Consider the following 13,178-nt stretch of genomic DNA (forward strand, 5'->3'; position numbering starts at 1 on the left):
CAGCCGGCCCAGGGGGCGGATTGTCGCTTGAAGTTTCGCGACGGTGGGCAAACACGGAGTGTAAATCTATGGCCATCGCACAGGAGCCTCTGTCGTCATCCCCGACCGGCGATAAAGCGGAGGCGCTCGGTTTTGATCCTGCAATCCACCGCAAGCTTGTTGCCGGCATCGAGTCCGGCTTGCTGCGTGACCTGCATGTCGTTCTCACCGCCCGCTCTGAAGAGGTGTTCCTCCAGCACTATGCCGAGGGCAATGATGAGGAATGGGGGCGTCAGATCGGGCGGGTCGCGTTCGACGCCGGCACGCTCCACGATCTCCGTTCGGTGACGAAGAGCATCGTCGGCCTGCTCTACGGCATTGCGCTCGACAAGGGGCTGGTGCCGCCGCCCGACGCGCCGCTCTTCGCCCAGTTCCCGGAATATCCCGACCTTGCCTCCGATGCTGCCCGCTCGAAGATCACGATCGGAAATGCGTTGACGATGACGCTCGGCATGGAGTGGGACGAAAACCGTCCCTACAGCGATCCGGAAAACAGCGAGATTGCGATGGAGAACGCGCCCGATCGCTATCGCTTCATCCTCGAACGCCCGATCGTCGCCGAACCCGGAACAGGCTGGATGTATTCCGGCGGCAGCGTCGCCCTCGTCGGCGCCGTCATCGAAAGGGGCAGCGGCAAGTCGCTTCCCGACTTTGCCCGCGATGCGCTGTTCGCGCCGCTCGGCATCGACCGGTTCCACTGGTCGGCCGGTCGCGACGGTGTTGCTTCCGCCGCGTCCGGATTGCGGCTGACCGCCCCTGATCTTCTGAAGATCGGCATGCTCCTTCTTCGTAGAGGCTCATGGAATGGGCGAAGGATCGTGTCGGAGGGCTGGATCGAGGATTCGTTCACAGCCGCGACTTCGACTCCGGATGGTCTGGGTTATGGCCGGCTGTGGTTCATCGGCGATGCCCCGGCACCCGCATTCGCTACGCTCAAACCATGGCATGCCGGCTTCGGCAATGGCGGACAGCGGCTTTGGCTGATGCCCGAGGCGGACATCGCGGCCGTGATCTATGCCGGCAAATACAATGCCTGGGATGCCTGGGTGACGCCGACCCGCGTCTGGCGCGAAATCATTCTGGCCAATTTTCGGGGCACCTGAGGCGGTCAGGTCGCGTCGGCGCCGATGGAGAAGCTGCGCCCGTCAATTGACCAGGCGCCCGCGCCAGTCATCGCCAGTGCCAGAAAACCGCCTGATAGGGCGATGTCCTTCATCAGCATCTGTGAATGCATGAAGGTCAGCGTCGGGTCGCCGTCGCCCTGGCCGTAATGGCCGATGAAACCTGCCGCGATGCAGAAGGCGGCAAGCAGGAGTGCCACGATCGGCGTCTTTAGGCCGATGAGGATGAGCAGTCCGGCGATCAGCTCGAACAGGCCCGTTGCCCAGGCCACGAGCGTCGGCAGCGGCAGGCCGAGGCCGGCAAAATAGCCAGCCGTGCCGGCAATGTCGGTAAGCGCGTGGAAGCCGGATGGAACGAAAAGCGCGGCGAGCAGCAGTCGGGAAAGCAGAAGCAGCGCATTGCCGGGCATTGGTCACCTCCTAGAGCAATTCCAGGAAAAGCGTGTAACGGTTTCCGTCCGGAATTGCGTAAAAACAAACACTTGGAGCGGTTCTACGATTCTATCGGAAACTGAACCGCTCGATGTCGGCCGGGCGGTTGGCCTGCTCCTCCCCGACGTCTCGATCTTGGCAGAAATCGGGGCCAGGTCACTCGGCCCGGCGAATCGAAAGTCTGGATAGATCGACAACGAAAAAGGGACGCGAAAAATTCCGCGCCCCTTTGCAGTAAACGGTCTTGGGCGGCTTCAGCCCCGCCTGGCGTCGACCGAATAGGCGCCGGCGCCCGACGAGGCCAGCACGAGGAAGCCACCGGCAATCGCCAGGTTCTTCATGAAGCTGATCATCTGCATCTGATCGGCCCAGCCGGTGTGGGCGACCAGCGCCGTGGCAACGGTGAAGACCGCCAGCACCCAAGCGGTGATCCGTGTCTGAAAGCCGATGAGGATGGCGAGACCGCCGAGCAGCTCGATCAGGCCGACGACAATGGCCGTTACGGTCGGCAACGGCAGGCCCATGCTACCGAAATAGCCTGCAGTGCCGGCAATCGCGGTGAGCTTGCCGAACCCGGAAAGCACGAAGATGACCGAAAGCAGGACGCGGCCAAGCAGGATGGTGGCCGAGGCATTGGAAGTTGTGCCGGAACCGGCAACGGACGTGTTGGTGGACATGGTGACTCTCTCCGGAAGGGGTTTGGATGCCCGTCCAGATAGAGCATGCCGACTGTTCACCAAAGATGCAGATTTGGTTACAGTTCGTTCACAGCAGTAACGTTTTTGCGATCAGCCTATCCCGGATGCGTCATGTCCTCCGGCCGCACCAGGCGGTCGTAATCGGCCTCGTTGACCAATCCGGTGGCCAGCGCTTCCTCGCGCAAGGTTGTGCCCTTTTTGTGCGCGGTCTTGGCGATCTTGGCGGCGTTGTCGTAGCCGATGGTCGGCGCCAGTGCCGTCACCAGCATCAGCGAACGGTTCAATGCGTCACGGATGTTGTCTTCCCGCGCTTCGATGCCGACGACGCAATTGTCGGTGAAGGAGATGGAGGCGTCGGCGAGCAGCTGCACCGATTGCAGGAAATTATAGGCCATCAGCGGATTGTAGACGTTGAGCTCGAAATGGCCCTGGCTGCCGGCGAAGGTCAGTGCGGCATTGTTGCCGAACACCTGCACGCAGACCTGGGTCATCGCCTCGCACTGCGTCGGGTTGATCTTGCCCGGCATGATCGACGAACCCGGCTCGTTTTCCGGCAGCGACAATTCACCGAGGCCAGACCGCGGCCCGGAGCCGAGGAAGCGGATGTCGTTGGCGATCTTGAACAGGGCGGCAGCACTTGCGTTGATGGCGCCATGCGAGAACACCATGGAATCATGTGCTGCCAGTGCCTCGAACTTGTTCGGCGCGGTGACAAAGCCGATGCCGGTGATCGCGGCGATGCGCGCCGCCACCTTCTCGGCAAAGCCCACCGGCGCGTTGAGGCCGGTGCCGACGGCGGTGCCGCCTTGCGCCAGTTCCTGCAGGCCGGGCAGCGTCATCTCGATGCGCTTGATCGAGGAGGCGACCTGCGCTGCATAGCCTGAGAATTCCTGGCCGAGGGTGAGGGGCGTGGCGTCCTGCGTGTGCGTGCGGCCGATCTTGATGATGTGGGCGAACGCCCTGGTCTTGGCCTCCAGCGCCGCGTGCAAATGCCTCAGCGCCGGCAACAGATCGTGGACGATGCGCTCGGCGCAGGCGATGTGCATGGCCGTCGGATAGGTGTCGTTCGACGACTGGCTCATATTGACGTGGTCGTTGGGGTGCACCGGTTTCTTCGAGCCCATGACGCCGCCCAGGATCTCGATCGCCCGGTTGGAGATCACCTCGTTGGCGTTCATGTTGGATTGGGTGCCCGAGCCGGTCTGCCAGACGACCAACGGGAAATGATCGTTGAGCTTGCCGTCGATGACTTCCTGAGAGGCTTCGATGATCGCCTTGCCGATTGCCGGGTCGAGCCGCTTCAGCTCCATATTGGCCTCGGCCGCCGCCCGCTTGACGATGCCGAGCGCGCGAACGATCGACGCCGGCTGCTTTTCCCAGCCGATCTTGAAATTGCCCAGCGAGCGCTGCGCCTGCGCGCCCCAGTAACGGTCGGCGGCGACCTCGATGGGACCGAACGTGTCGGTTTCGGTTCTGGTCTCTGGCGCGCTCACTTGGTCTCTCCGGTCCGTCGAATTCGGCACCGGCGTATCGCGTTGCACAAATCGCTTCAAGCGAAGATTGCGAGCAGCAAGGATGCAAATCGGTTGAAGCAGCGCCTCTTCCTTCTCCTTGTGCGGCCCGAAGGGCGGGCGAGGCTCTGACTCGCCCCGGGTGGTGGATTGGCGCGTTGCGCCAAGACGGTTGAGGAGTGTTGGATGGAGTGCCGTCATCGCCCCAGCAGCGATTGTGAGGTCGGTGACAGCCGCAGCATTTCCGCCGGTCTGACCATGTCCGCCGCTTGCCGGAACGCCTGCCACTCGGGGGACTTGACAAGCGCTTCTTCAAGGCTTGCATGGGCGTCGGCGCTGTCAAAGCCGGTGATGCTGATGAAGACGTTTTCGCCTGAACGTACCGGCAGGCGGGGAAAGCTGTTTTCGGCATGCTCGCTGACGAAGGCAGCAAGCGGCCGCGCGCCAAATGCTGCTAGCACCGGAATGACGTCGGTTTCGAAGCGGCTGGCGAAGTCGGCTTCGGCGCTGGGCCGCAAATGATGAATCCGGATGACAACAACACCCGACAAGCGGTTGTCGCTGCTTGACTTTTCGTAATCCGACAAGTCCGCTCGTTGTAACCCCGTCAGGTCGAAACCCGCGCCTGGCCAAGCCGGTTTCAGCAACAGCACGTCGTCGGAGGAGATCATCGTGGCGTTGGCGGCATCACGCCAGGCAGCCCACACCGGTCCTTCGTAGAAATTGGTTAGTGCGTTCCTCCGCGCAACCATCCCATCGAAGCCGCGCAGCCATACGAACATGTCAGGCCGGTCGAGATCGCGAAACTGGCCGATGATGGTCATCCCTGCCGCTTCCTGAGCTTCGATCAGGTGACCGTCGAAGATGCCGATCAGCGTGTCGCGCTGGCCGGGTTTCAACACGTATTGCCTGAGTTCGACAACCGGCGTGAGGCCGGATTTCGGCGGGGCATTCACGGGCAGGCTCATGGCGAAATCTCCAAAACAGGGCGTCCATCCTGTTTTTAAAACAGACCGGTTGTCCTGTTTTGTCAATCTGGTATCGTGTGGAAATGTCAGCAGAGATGATCGCCCGTCCGAAGGTGCGGCCCGGGAAACGCACCAACGACCCCGAAGGGTTGCGCAACCGCGTCCTTGATGTTGCCGAAGCTGCCTTTCAGGCGCGCGGCTACCACGCTTCCAGCCTCGGCGACCTGATGGCGGCGGCTGGCGTCACCGGCGGCGCCCTGCATCATCATTTCCCGACCAAGAAGGCGCTGGCGCTGGCGGTGATCGAGGAGCGGGTGGCGGCGGCCGTCGAGGAAACGTGGATCGCCCCGGTGCGCGCGGCAGGCTCGGCGCGCGAGGCTGTGCGCGGCGTGTTCGTGGCCGTAGCCACGGAACTGGAACAGCAGGGTTTCGTGCGCGGCTGTCCGCTCAACAATTTGGCGCATGAACTGTCGCTCGCCGATCCGGATTTCCGCGCTGCCCTTGCCGGCATCTTTTCGGCATGGCGCCAGGCGATCGCCGATAAGATCAGGGCCGACCAGCAAGCGGGCTGGGAGCAGGAGACCGATCCGCAACGTTTCGCCGCGCTCGCGGTCGCCACCTATTCCGGCGCCATGTCGATGGCCAAGACGACGCAGGATGCTGGTGTGCTGCGCGACTGTGTACGCGAGCTGGACGAGAGGGCTGTGGTCAGCGATCGATAGCCTGCCTCCGCCTCGCTACCCAAGGCTGTGACACCGCCGCTGCCCGACAACTTTGCCGCTCCTCCGACTGATGTTATCTTGGACGACTGGGATATCGGACGTTGCTGATGAAAAAAGCATTCCAATATGCGGCCTTGCCTTGCCTTGTCGCCCTTGCGGCAGGTCCGGGGTCCGCGGTCGCCGAGCCTTCGATCAAGGCGTTGTACGAGGTCGCGCTCGATATCGACGATGATGGTAAAACGGATCGGGCCGTGTTGGTGTTGGTGGGCGGTCCCGAGCGCACGGACTTTGGCCCTTTGAGCGACGAGCGGTACGGGTTGGGCGCTGGCGAGAGCGTGGATCTCTACCTCTACTTGGCCGCCGGTGATGAAAAGCTCGACCTTTCGCGCAAGCCGGCATTTCTAAGGAAAGACATCGTCGACCCGGAAGAAACCCCCTGGGTTCAGCCCCTGGAAAGCAATGGCAAGGGATCGCTGATCGTCATGTCCGTTTACGGCTGGGGAGCCCGGCAATCATGGGGCGAGGGCATCACGATCGTCCATCGTGGCGGTGAGTTGCTGGTCGCAGGCTACACCAGGGACTGGGAATGGAGCAACGAAGTCCACAAATCGGACGGGACGTGGGATGTGGAGACAACCATCGGCGGTTGTGACATCAACTTTCTCACCGGAAAGGGCGTCGTGTCGGAAGGACTGGAGGAAGGTAAACCGATCGAAGGGAAATTCACGCCCGTGAAGCTCGCGGACTGGTCGGATGACAAGCGTCCCAAGGCCTGTGATTTCTAATATAAGGCGCTTCGCAGGTGTTGGGCCTGATCACTGCAACGGTTCGATGACCTCGTAGCCGACCACGCTTTCGGCGTTGGTGCCTTCGTCATAGCGCCTGGCCAGAATCGCCTGCAGGTCGGGCGCGTAGAGCGCGGTGAATTCATCCAGTGTCTTGCCGGATTCGTTCTTGATCGTCTGCTTGACGGCGAGCACGTTGTACTTGCAGTCGCCCAGGCTGAACGTCTCCTTGCCCTTGACGTTGATCTCGAGCGTTTCGGTGCCCTTGGGTTGTTTGTTTGGCGCGAGGCGGACGAACAGGGTCTTGCTTTTCGCCCCGGCCTTGAGCGGAAACAGCTTTCTGAGATCGGAAAACGGGATCATGGCAAGCTGACCGGTCTTGCTGTCGCGAAGCACCTCGATCAGACCGCCGAACAGAAATTGCGCCTGCGGCGATTGAGACTGGTATGTGTTGGCGACGGACACTATTCCGCCCGCTGCCGGTCGAAATTCGCTGCGGATCCCGGGCTTTTCGAGAATGAAGCCAGCCTTGGCGGCCTTGGCGTCGATGCACTCGGCACCATGAGCGGCGCTCGCCAGGATGGTGAGTGTCATGCCGATGGATATCGTCTTCATAGCATCTGCTCGCGTAAGTTGAGTTCCGACGCTGAAAGGAATGCCAGACTTGCGGCACCGTGTCGACATACCGTTCGAGCCTACTGGACGAAGAGGCACCGGCTGTGCTGATTTTCCGGCCATGGATCGCGTCTCGGCAGGACCACTCTCACGGCGCAGCTTTCTGGCGCAGGCGGCGGGATTTGCCGCCGCCGGCGCCCTTGCGCGGCCGGCGCTCGGTCAGACCGGGCAGCGCATTGCGCCTGTCGACGCCACTTTCCTGTTCATCGCCGACGTTCATGCCTGCCGCATGGCCAGCGGGCTGAGTCCCAATTGCCAGCAGGAAGGCAAGACCGATACCGCCTTGCTGCGCAGCGTCGCCGCGTTGAACGGCGTTGGCGAGAACGAGTGGCCGGCCGAAATCAACGGCGTCGCCACCGGCCTGCGCTCGGCCGGCAGCCGCATCGGCACGCCGCTCGGCCTCGTCGTCGGCGGCGACATGACCGACGACGGCGGCGGCCAGGTCACCCAGCCCAGCGAAGGCACGCAGCTTCTCCAGTTCAGCCAGCGTTACCAGGAGGGCGTCGGCCCCGATCGCGTGCATGTGCCGGTCTATGTCGGGCTCGGCAACCACGATCTCGACCAGAATGGGCCGCCGCCGCATGTCGACTGGTATCGCCGCGAAATGCGCGACTATGTCGAGGTCAACCATCGTGCCGGCGTGTTCTTCAAGCCGCCGGTGCCGGCGACCAGTTACGATGTCGACACCGACTGCTACTCATGGGACTGGGGCGGCCTGCATCTCGTTCAGACGCACCGTTTTGCCGGCGACACCGGCCACGGCGCGGTCTCCAGCCTGCCGTGGCTGAAACAGGACCTTGCGACCCATGCGGCGGATGGCCGCCCCGTCATCCTGTTCCAGCACTATGGCTGGGATATTTTTTCGATCGAACGGTGGAATGCCGCCAAAAGAACCTTCGACGATGACGGCACTGGTGCGCCGCATTGGTGGAGCGAGGCGGACCGGCAGGCGTTGCTGGCGGCGCTGGAGGACTACAACGTCATCGGCATCTTCCATGGCCACCAGCACGAGACGCCGATGATCTACCGCCGCGACGGGCTCGACCTGTTCAAGCCGAAGGCCGCCTTCATGGGCGGCTTCGCACTGGCGCGGGTGACCAGTGACCGCGTGGACGTGGTGCTCGGCGAAGCCATCGGCGACCATGGCGAAGTCGCCTTCACCAACGCTTTCTCGAAGAACCTGAACATGTGAGGAATAACGGTGCACTATGCGTCCAGGCGGGCAGCGCTCTGGCACTTTGATTCAGCGTCGCTGGGATCAGAGCGCCTTCCTGACCTTGTCCTTCACGTCGCCATAGGCCTTCTGCAGTTTGCCGGCGATCTTGTCGGCCGAGCCTTCAGCCTGGACGCGCCTGTTGCCGGTGGCCTTGCCGGCGGCTTTCTTGACCGAGCCCTTGACCTGCTTGGCCACGCCCGCAATCTGATCCTTGTTCACCATAGCCGCATCTCCTGCGTAGGTTCACTCGCCCAAAACGGGCATCAAAACAAACGGGGCAGGCGCGGCGTCGGTTCCAGGCTCGGTCGGTCGAGCGGAACAGCTTCCGGTGGCGAGGCGGACAGGATAGGGTGCGCCCGAAAGCGCCAGCAAGGCTGGGAAGGACAATGGCTGAATTCACGCTCTTTATCGGCAACAAATGCTTTTCGTCCTGGTCGCTCAGGCCATGGGTGGCGATGAAGCATCTGGAGATCCCGTTCGAGGAAGGCTTCGTACGCCTGCGCACGCCCGAGACGTTAGCCAATCTGGCCAAAGTGTCACCTACCGGCCAGGTGCCGGTGTTGATTCACAAGCCGTTGAATGGTGGGGACAGGATCGTCTGGGAAAGCCTTGCCATCCTTGAATATCTTGCCGACCTGTTCCCGGAAAAGAAGCTGTGGCCGGCCGATATCGGCGCTCGCTCGCTGGCCCGTTCGGCGGCGACCGAGATGCATTCCGGCTTTCGCGAGGTCCGCTATGGCTGGCCGATGAACCTGCGCAGGCCGAAGGGCCACAAGCCGCTCGACGCCGAAGGCGAGGCGCAGCGGGCGCGCATCGAGGCACTGTGGCGGGAATGCCGGGAAAAATATGGCAAGGGTGGACCGTTCTTGTTCGGCCACTTCACCGCGGCGGATGCCATGTATGCGCCGGTCGTTACCCGCTTCGACACCTATGGCGGCACGCTGGCGCCGGACACCCGCGCCTATGTCGACGCTATGCTCTCAACATCGGCAATGCGGCACTGGTATGCGGAAGCGGCGAGGGAGATGTGGCCGGAGCCCGGCCCGGACGAATAGGGCCCGGTAGAACGCCGCGTTCGGGGCTGGGCTTCCGCCACGAAATCCTGCCGATGATGACCGCCGTGATGTGAAGCCGGCGCTACGGGCGCCATAAAAGAACGCCCCTCGCGCGTTTTATTGCACGGGAGGCGTCCTTTGTGTCAGCCTTTCCTAAGATTGCTCTCATGAACTGCTGACGATATTCAAAATGCACGGATGCCAGAATGGTTCCCGGCATGGCGCGATTTTTTTTAACAGCTGGCGCTGGCCCGGTTTTGGCGCCTTATCTGCCACCGGTTTGTCTGCGCAGCCAAGCTCACGGCGACCGGTCCGCCGGGCGGCGAAAGCAGCGGAGAAAGCAAAAAAATGTCGGGAAAGCAAAAAAAATGACACGACTTCAAAAGAAGTCTATAAGAAATTTATCGATATTTGTTTGACCGACTTTTGTTATCCGCGTGTCTAGGCGCACCTTTGACGAACTTCCCCCAGCAAAATCGAGACAAACGTTGTTGTGCATTCGCATGACGGCGAGCGAATATTTGCCACGGAAAGGGTTCGTTATGAACACAGGCACAGTTAAATGGTTCAACGCCACCAAGGGTTTTGGTTTTATTCAGCCTGACGACGGCTCGGCCGACGTTTTCGTCCACATCTCGGCCGTGGAACGCGCCGGAATGCGCGACATCGTCGAGGGCCAGAAGCTCGGCTACGAGATGGTCCGCGACAACAAGTCGGGCAAGATGTCCGCCGATCAGCTGAAAGCGGCCTAAAACGGAATACGGAATTCAGCCTCGCCGGTGACCACGGATGTACTGGCACTGGTGAACGGCGAGCGCATGATCCGGAGACATCAGTTTCCAGAAAGGATCATGCGCAGATGAGTTTGCGCTAAAACGCGCGGCGCTCCAGCGAAAGGTCAGGCAATGCCTGGCCTTTTGCGTTTGGGACGCTTCAAAAAGTTCGATAAAGAGCACCGCGCGTTCGCCTGAACGTGTTAAGGATGCTCAAGCAAACTTGAATCCGACTGCCGTATTGCCCTGTGCGTGGCCTGGTCGAAAAACCAGACTCGCCATTCTGCGGCATCATGCTCCGAACCAGGAGAAAGAACCTTGACCGCCACTTCAAAGAAATCCCGCGACCAGGCCGAATCCATCTTCAGCAAGGCCCAGACCCAGTCCATGTCGCTCAACCGCATCATTTCCGAGCAGGATGCCGTGAGCCAGGCCCGGGAAGCCAAGACCGCGCGGCTGCGCGAACTGCGCCTGGAAAAGGAAGCCGACGATATGGCTGCGGCCGCCGCGCTCGCCGCCTCGCCGAAGCGCGCGGGCAGACGCTGATGGCCACCAAGCGCGTCCCGCAAAAGGCGATCGCCGCCGATTCGACCATCGCCGATGTCGTGGGAGCCCTCGACAAGCCGGTCGAATATGTCCGTCGCGTGCTCGAAAAGCTCGAGCGCTGCAAGCGCGCCCATGGCGATGCCCAGGTCAGGCTCGGCGTGCGCGGCCGCTCAGAATGCCCGAACTATCTGATCGAATATGTCCGCGAAAATGCCAAGACCCGCGAGCGCGTCACCCATCAGGATGCCGCCTATAGCGGCAGCACGCATCGCGAGCTGGCGCCTCGGCACATCGAGGAGGCCAGAAACTGGTCACCCGAGGAAATGAACATCACGGCGGTCTCGGCGCTGATCGGTCGCCTTCGCAACCCGAATGCGCCATCATCGCGTTTCTCCGACGAGGATTGATATGGCCATAAAATTTTCCGCCAAGGACCAGCCGGCAGCATCAGCCGCCACCGCAAAGCTGGCCAAGCCGGCCGCCGCGCCGAAAGCCGATGCATCCGCCGAGGCCGCGATCGACCTGTTCAAGTCGCCGGTGGCGCCGCGCAAGACCAGGAAGAAGAAATAGCGCTCTTGCCGCGAAACGCTGATCTTGATCCTGTCGCGCCAGGGCTGCTTGCCTTGGCGAGCGCCGGGGACTTTTCGTCTCTGGAAGAGAGCGCCGCCCCTCTCTTCGACTGCCAGAGCTGTGGCGCCTGCTGTTCCTATTCGGCCGAATGGCCGCGCTTCTCGACAGAAGACGACGCGCAGCTCGACCGGATTCCGGCAAAATATGTGTCCGCCGACGAAGCCGGCATGCACTGTGACGGGACGCGCTGCTCAGCGCTTGCCGGCGAGGTTGGCAAGTCCACCGCTTGCGGCATCTACGAGATCCGCCCCGATGTCTGCCGCGCCTGCATGCCCGGCGGCGGCGATTGCCTGATGGCGCGTCGCGGCCATGGGCTGCCGACGCGGTAGTGACGGCCTTCGGGCTGGCGTCTCAGTTTAAATTTCCACGTTGTGTCAAAGAGCGGACATTCTCAATCAGATGATCGAAAGGCGCTGCGGTAGAGGCCGGGCGATCGTCCGGTCAACCGTTTGAATGCCTGCGAGAACGACGGCACCGATTCATATCCGACGGCGCGCCCGATCTCACCAATGTTCTGGTTCGTTTCCCGCAGAGCTTTGGCGGCAAGGTTCATCCGCCATCGAGTCACATAGGACAGCGGCGGCTGTCCTACGAGTTGAGTGAAGCGACGCGCGAAAGTGGCCCGGGACTGTGCCGCGCCGCTGGCAAGGGAAGCGATGGTCCAGGGATTACCCGGCCGCTCGTGGATTAGGCGCAAAGCTTGCGCAATGCCTTTATCGCGTAAGGCGCCAAACCATCCCGTTGTTCCGAGAGGCTGATGTTCTATCCAGGCACGCAACAAGAACACCAAAGTGCTATCGAGAAGGCGTGGGGCCACAATATCGTGGCCGCCGAGATTACCTTTCGCTTCGACCTGCAGAAGTTCCAGGGCAAGCCGCAGCGGCTCGGTGGTGTCGATCTGATTTCGGGTCAAATGAATCAGCGGAGGAAGCAGCGAAACCATCGGATATGGACCCACGCTGTCGAGTAGATATCTCGCACAAAGAAGAGTTGTCGCGCCGCTCTCGTTTTTCGGTTCCGGTCCGTCCCGATTTGCGGAAAAGACGGCAGATATGGATGCGGTCTGTGCATCCGCCGGATTGCAAAGGGTATGTCCGACACCGCTCGCGACAAGAATGACGTCTCCCTCGCCTAAGCGGATCGGTTCCTTTTCACCGGTCAGCCGCAACCAGCATTCGCCGTGCTGTATGACGTGGATGGCGGCGTTCCTCATCGGATCGACTGAAATACCCCATGGCCGATGTAGGGTCGCGCTGCCGATCATGGCGCTACCAAATCTCAGCGAAACGAGAACTTCGGATAGGACGTCCATGAGCACCATCCCCGATAATGAACCAAACGACGATATTAGACGATTGGATAAGAATCTAGGGAAATAGCGTATCGACTGTCTCGCAAGCGCGATAGACTATGTTGGCAATGTCGGCGAGCGGACTCTCCTGTCCACAACAGGCAGAAGCAGGCACCTAACGGAGCAAGACATGCGTGACGAACCATCAAGGCCATTTCCAGGCAAGATTCACAACGCCCTCGAGACCAATAAGATGATCGTCGTGGATTTCATCGACAAAGCAGTAAACCAGGGAAACATCGAAGCTGCTTCGATGCATTTTGGCGAACGCTATGTCCAACACAATCCGAACATTGCGGATGACGCGGACGGTTTCAAAGCCTATCTGCGGCAGCTCAGACAGTCGTTTCCGCTCGTGAGAGGAGAGGTGAAGCGGATTTTTGCTGAAGGAGATTTCGTCATCGTGCACATGCACGCAAAACGTGAGCCCGAAGAGGAGGGCTTGGCCATCGTCGACTTCTTCAGACTGCAGGACGGCAAGCTCATCGAACATTGGGAAGTTCGGCAGCCTGTTGCGGATAGTAAGCTGCATGCCAACTGTATGATCTGAGTGCAGTAAACGGCGGCCTAAGGCGCCAACTTGCGCCGTTGGGAGAGTAAATCCGGATGGCAGCCTCTGGTCGTGGGCCGAAATTCGAAATGAGATACTGCGGCTA

General features: G+C 61.2%; 18 protein-coding genes. 11 read left to right on the plus strand and 7 right to left on the minus strand.

The genetic code is table 11. The annotated features are described in order from the left end of the window. The first annotated feature begins 68 nt into the window (after positions 1–68). On the plus strand, positions 69–1,142 hold the full coding sequence (locus tag EJ066_RS19540; RefSeq protein WP_126040761.1) for a serine hydrolase: 1,074 nt from the start codon (positions 69–71) through the stop codon (positions 1,140–1,142). A gap of 5 nt (positions 1,143–1,147) precedes the next feature. On the opposite strand, the gene EJ066_RS19545 is transcribed toward EJ066_RS19540, so the two are convergent. From EJ066_RS19545 to EJ066_RS19560, 4 genes are all read right to left on the minus strand, one after another. Continuing rightward, complete coding sequence (locus tag EJ066_RS19545; RefSeq protein WP_126040762.1) at positions 1,148–1,570, minus strand: DoxX family protein; 423 nt, start codon at positions 1,568–1,570, stop codon at positions 1,148–1,150. A gap of 276 nt (positions 1,571–1,846) precedes the next feature. Next, positions 1,847–2,269, minus strand: coding sequence for a DoxX family protein (locus EJ066_RS19550; RefSeq protein WP_126040765.1), 423 nt, complete (start codon positions 2,267–2,269; stop codon positions 1,847–1,849). Between the two features lie 116 nt (positions 2,270–2,385). Then, on the minus strand, positions 2,386–3,783 hold the full coding sequence (gene fumC / locus EJ066_RS19555) for a class II fumarate hydratase (RefSeq protein WP_126040766.1): 1,398 nt from the start codon (positions 3,781–3,783) through the stop codon (positions 2,386–2,388). Between the two features lie 215 nt (positions 3,784–3,998). Continuing rightward, positions 3,999–4,835 carry an NIPSNAP family protein gene (locus EJ066_RS19560; RefSeq protein ID WP_348629260.1) on the minus strand — a complete coding sequence of 279 codons (837 nt, stop codon included), beginning with the start codon at positions 4,833–4,835 and terminating at the stop codon, positions 3,999–4,001. A 29-nt stretch (positions 4,836–4,864) separates the two neighbouring features. Between EJ066_RS19560 and EJ066_RS19565 the strand changes: the two genes are divergently transcribed. Together EJ066_RS19565 and EJ066_RS19570 are read left to right on the plus strand one after the other, a co-directional pair. After that, the gene (locus EJ066_RS19565; RefSeq protein WP_126040768.1) at positions 4,865–5,491 is read left to right on the plus strand and encodes a TetR/AcrR family transcriptional regulator; all 627 of its coding nucleotides are present in this window, start codon (positions 4,865–4,867) and stop codon (positions 5,489–5,491) included. A gap of 107 nt (positions 5,492–5,598) precedes the next feature. Then, positions 5,599–6,276, plus strand: a complete 678-nt coding sequence (locus tag EJ066_RS19570) for a hypothetical protein (RefSeq protein ID WP_126040770.1) — start codon at positions 5,599–5,601, stop codon at positions 6,274–6,276. Positions 6,277–6,306: 30 nt separating this feature from the next. On the opposite strand, the gene EJ066_RS19575 is transcribed toward EJ066_RS19570, so the two are convergent. Beyond that, positions 6,307–6,891, minus strand: coding sequence for a hypothetical protein (locus tag EJ066_RS19575; protein WP_126040772.1), 585 nt, complete (start codon positions 6,889–6,891; stop codon positions 6,307–6,309). 121 nt (positions 6,892–7,012) lie between these two features. Here EJ066_RS19575 and EJ066_RS19580 point away from each other — a divergent pair, with 121 nt between their 5' ends. Next, positions 7,013–8,143: a metallophosphoesterase gene (locus EJ066_RS19580; protein ID WP_189644316.1), complete on the plus strand. Its 1,131-nt coding sequence runs from the start codon at positions 7,013–7,015 to the stop codon at positions 8,141–8,143. Positions 8,144–8,209: 66 nt separating this feature from the next. Here the strand turns inward: EJ066_RS19580 and EJ066_RS19585 are convergent, their stop codons facing one another. Beyond that, a complete protein-coding gene (locus tag EJ066_RS19585) occupies positions 8,210–8,389 on the minus strand; it encodes a CsbD family protein (protein WP_126040776.1) in 180 nt (59 codons plus the stop codon). Between the two features lie 164 nt (positions 8,390–8,553). Here EJ066_RS19585 and EJ066_RS19590 point away from each other — a divergent pair, with 164 nt between their 5' ends. The 6 genes from EJ066_RS19590 (at position 8,554) to EJ066_RS19610 (ending at position 11,500) form a co-directional block, all read left to right on the plus strand. Beyond that, positions 8,554–9,222 carry a glutathione S-transferase family protein gene (locus EJ066_RS19590; protein ID WP_126040779.1) on the plus strand — a complete coding sequence of 223 codons (669 nt, stop codon included), beginning with the start codon at positions 8,554–8,556 and terminating at the stop codon, positions 9,220–9,222. Positions 9,223–9,764: 542 nt separating this feature from the next. Continuing rightward, positions 9,765–9,974 carry a cold-shock protein gene (locus EJ066_RS19595; protein ID WP_126040781.1) on the plus strand — a complete coding sequence of 70 codons (210 nt, stop codon included), beginning with the start codon at positions 9,765–9,767 and terminating at the stop codon, positions 9,972–9,974. Between the two features lie 339 nt (positions 9,975–10,313). Continuing rightward, positions 10,314–10,541, plus strand: a complete 228-nt coding sequence (locus tag EJ066_RS19600; RefSeq protein ID WP_126040783.1) for a hypothetical protein — start codon at positions 10,314–10,316, stop codon at positions 10,539–10,541. Continuing rightward, a complete protein-coding gene (locus tag EJ066_RS19605; RefSeq protein WP_126040785.1) occupies positions 10,541–10,948 on the plus strand; it encodes a hypothetical protein in 408 nt (135 codons plus the stop codon). Before EJ066_RS19600 ends, EJ066_RS19605 begins: the two co-directional genes overlap by 1 nt. Before the next feature lies 1 nt (position 10,949). After that, entirely contained in the window at positions 10,950–11,111 is a 162-nt protein-coding gene (locus EJ066_RS31470) for a hypothetical protein (protein WP_189644317.1), read from the plus strand. A gap of 53 nt (positions 11,112–11,164) precedes the next feature. After that, entirely contained in the window at positions 11,165–11,500 is a 336-nt protein-coding gene (locus EJ066_RS19610) for a YkgJ family cysteine cluster protein (protein ID WP_245455220.1), read from the plus strand. A 62-nt stretch (positions 11,501–11,562) separates the two neighbouring features. On the opposite strand, the gene EJ066_RS19615 is transcribed toward EJ066_RS19610, so the two are convergent. Then, on the minus strand, positions 11,563–12,483 hold the full coding sequence (locus EJ066_RS19615) for an AraC family transcriptional regulator (RefSeq protein WP_189644318.1): 921 nt from the start codon (positions 12,481–12,483) through the stop codon (positions 11,563–11,565). A 169-nt stretch (positions 12,484–12,652) separates the two neighbouring features. Here EJ066_RS19615 and EJ066_RS19620 point away from each other — a divergent pair, with 169 nt between their 5' ends. Next, on the plus strand, positions 12,653–13,072 hold the full coding sequence (locus tag EJ066_RS19620) for a nuclear transport factor 2 family protein (protein WP_126040800.1): 420 nt from the start codon (positions 12,653–12,655) through the stop codon (positions 13,070–13,072). Positions 13,073–13,178 lie beyond the last annotated feature (106 nt).

Source organism: Mesorhizobium sp. M9A.F.Ca.ET.002.03.1.2 (assembly GCF_003952365.1).
Taxonomy (GTDB): Bacteria; Pseudomonadota; Alphaproteobacteria; order Rhizobiales; family Rhizobiaceae; genus Mesorhizobium.

Excerpts from the sequence above, each read along its gene's own strand:
- EJ066_RS19620 (WP_126040800.1), top strand. The coding sequence starts at position 12,653 with ATGCGTGACGAACCATCAAGGCCATTTCCAGGCAAGATTCACAACGCC.
- EJ066_RS19595 (WP_126040781.1), top strand. The coding sequence starts at position 9,765 with ATGAACACAGGCACAGTTAAATGGTTCAACGCCACCAAGGGTTTTGGT.
- EJ066_RS19545 (WP_126040762.1), bottom strand. The coding sequence starts at position 1,570 with ATGCCCGGCAATGCGCTGCTTCTGCTTTCCCGACTGCTGCTCGCCGCG.
- EJ066_RS19590 (WP_126040779.1), top strand. The coding sequence starts at position 8,554 with ATGGCTGAATTCACGCTCTTTATCGGCAACAAATGCTTTTCGTCCTGG.
- EJ066_RS19605 (WP_126040785.1), top strand. The coding sequence starts at position 10,541 with ATGGCCACCAAGCGCGTCCCGCAAAAGGCGATCGCCGCCGATTCGACC.
- EJ066_RS19570 (WP_126040770.1), top strand. The coding sequence starts at position 5,599 with ATGAAAAAAGCATTCCAATATGCGGCCTTGCCTTGCCTTGTCGCCCTT.
- EJ066_RS19540 (WP_126040761.1), top strand. The coding sequence starts at position 69 with ATGGCCATCGCACAGGAGCCTCTGTCGTCATCCCCGACCGGCGATAAA.
- EJ066_RS19615 (WP_189644318.1), bottom strand. The coding sequence starts at position 12,483 with ATGGACGTCCTATCCGAAGTTCTCGTTTCGCTGAGATTTGGTAGCGCC.
- EJ066_RS19550 (WP_126040765.1), bottom strand. The coding sequence starts at position 2,269 with ATGTCCACCAACACGTCCGTTGCCGGTTCCGGCACAACTTCCAATGCC.
- EJ066_RS19585 (WP_126040776.1), bottom strand. The coding sequence starts at position 8,389 with ATGGTGAACAAGGATCAGATTGCGGGCGTGGCCAAGCAGGTCAAGGGC.
- EJ066_RS19575 (WP_126040772.1), bottom strand. The coding sequence starts at position 6,891 with ATGAAGACGATATCCATCGGCATGACACTCACCATCCTGGCGAGCGCC.
- EJ066_RS19580 (WP_189644316.1), top strand. The coding sequence starts at position 7,013 with ATGGATCGCGTCTCGGCAGGACCACTCTCACGGCGCAGCTTTCTGGCG.
- EJ066_RS31470 (WP_189644317.1), top strand. The coding sequence starts at position 10,950 with ATGGCCATAAAATTTTCCGCCAAGGACCAGCCGGCAGCATCAGCCGCC.
- EJ066_RS19565 (WP_126040768.1), top strand. The coding sequence starts at position 4,865 with ATGATCGCCCGTCCGAAGGTGCGGCCCGGGAAACGCACCAACGACCCC.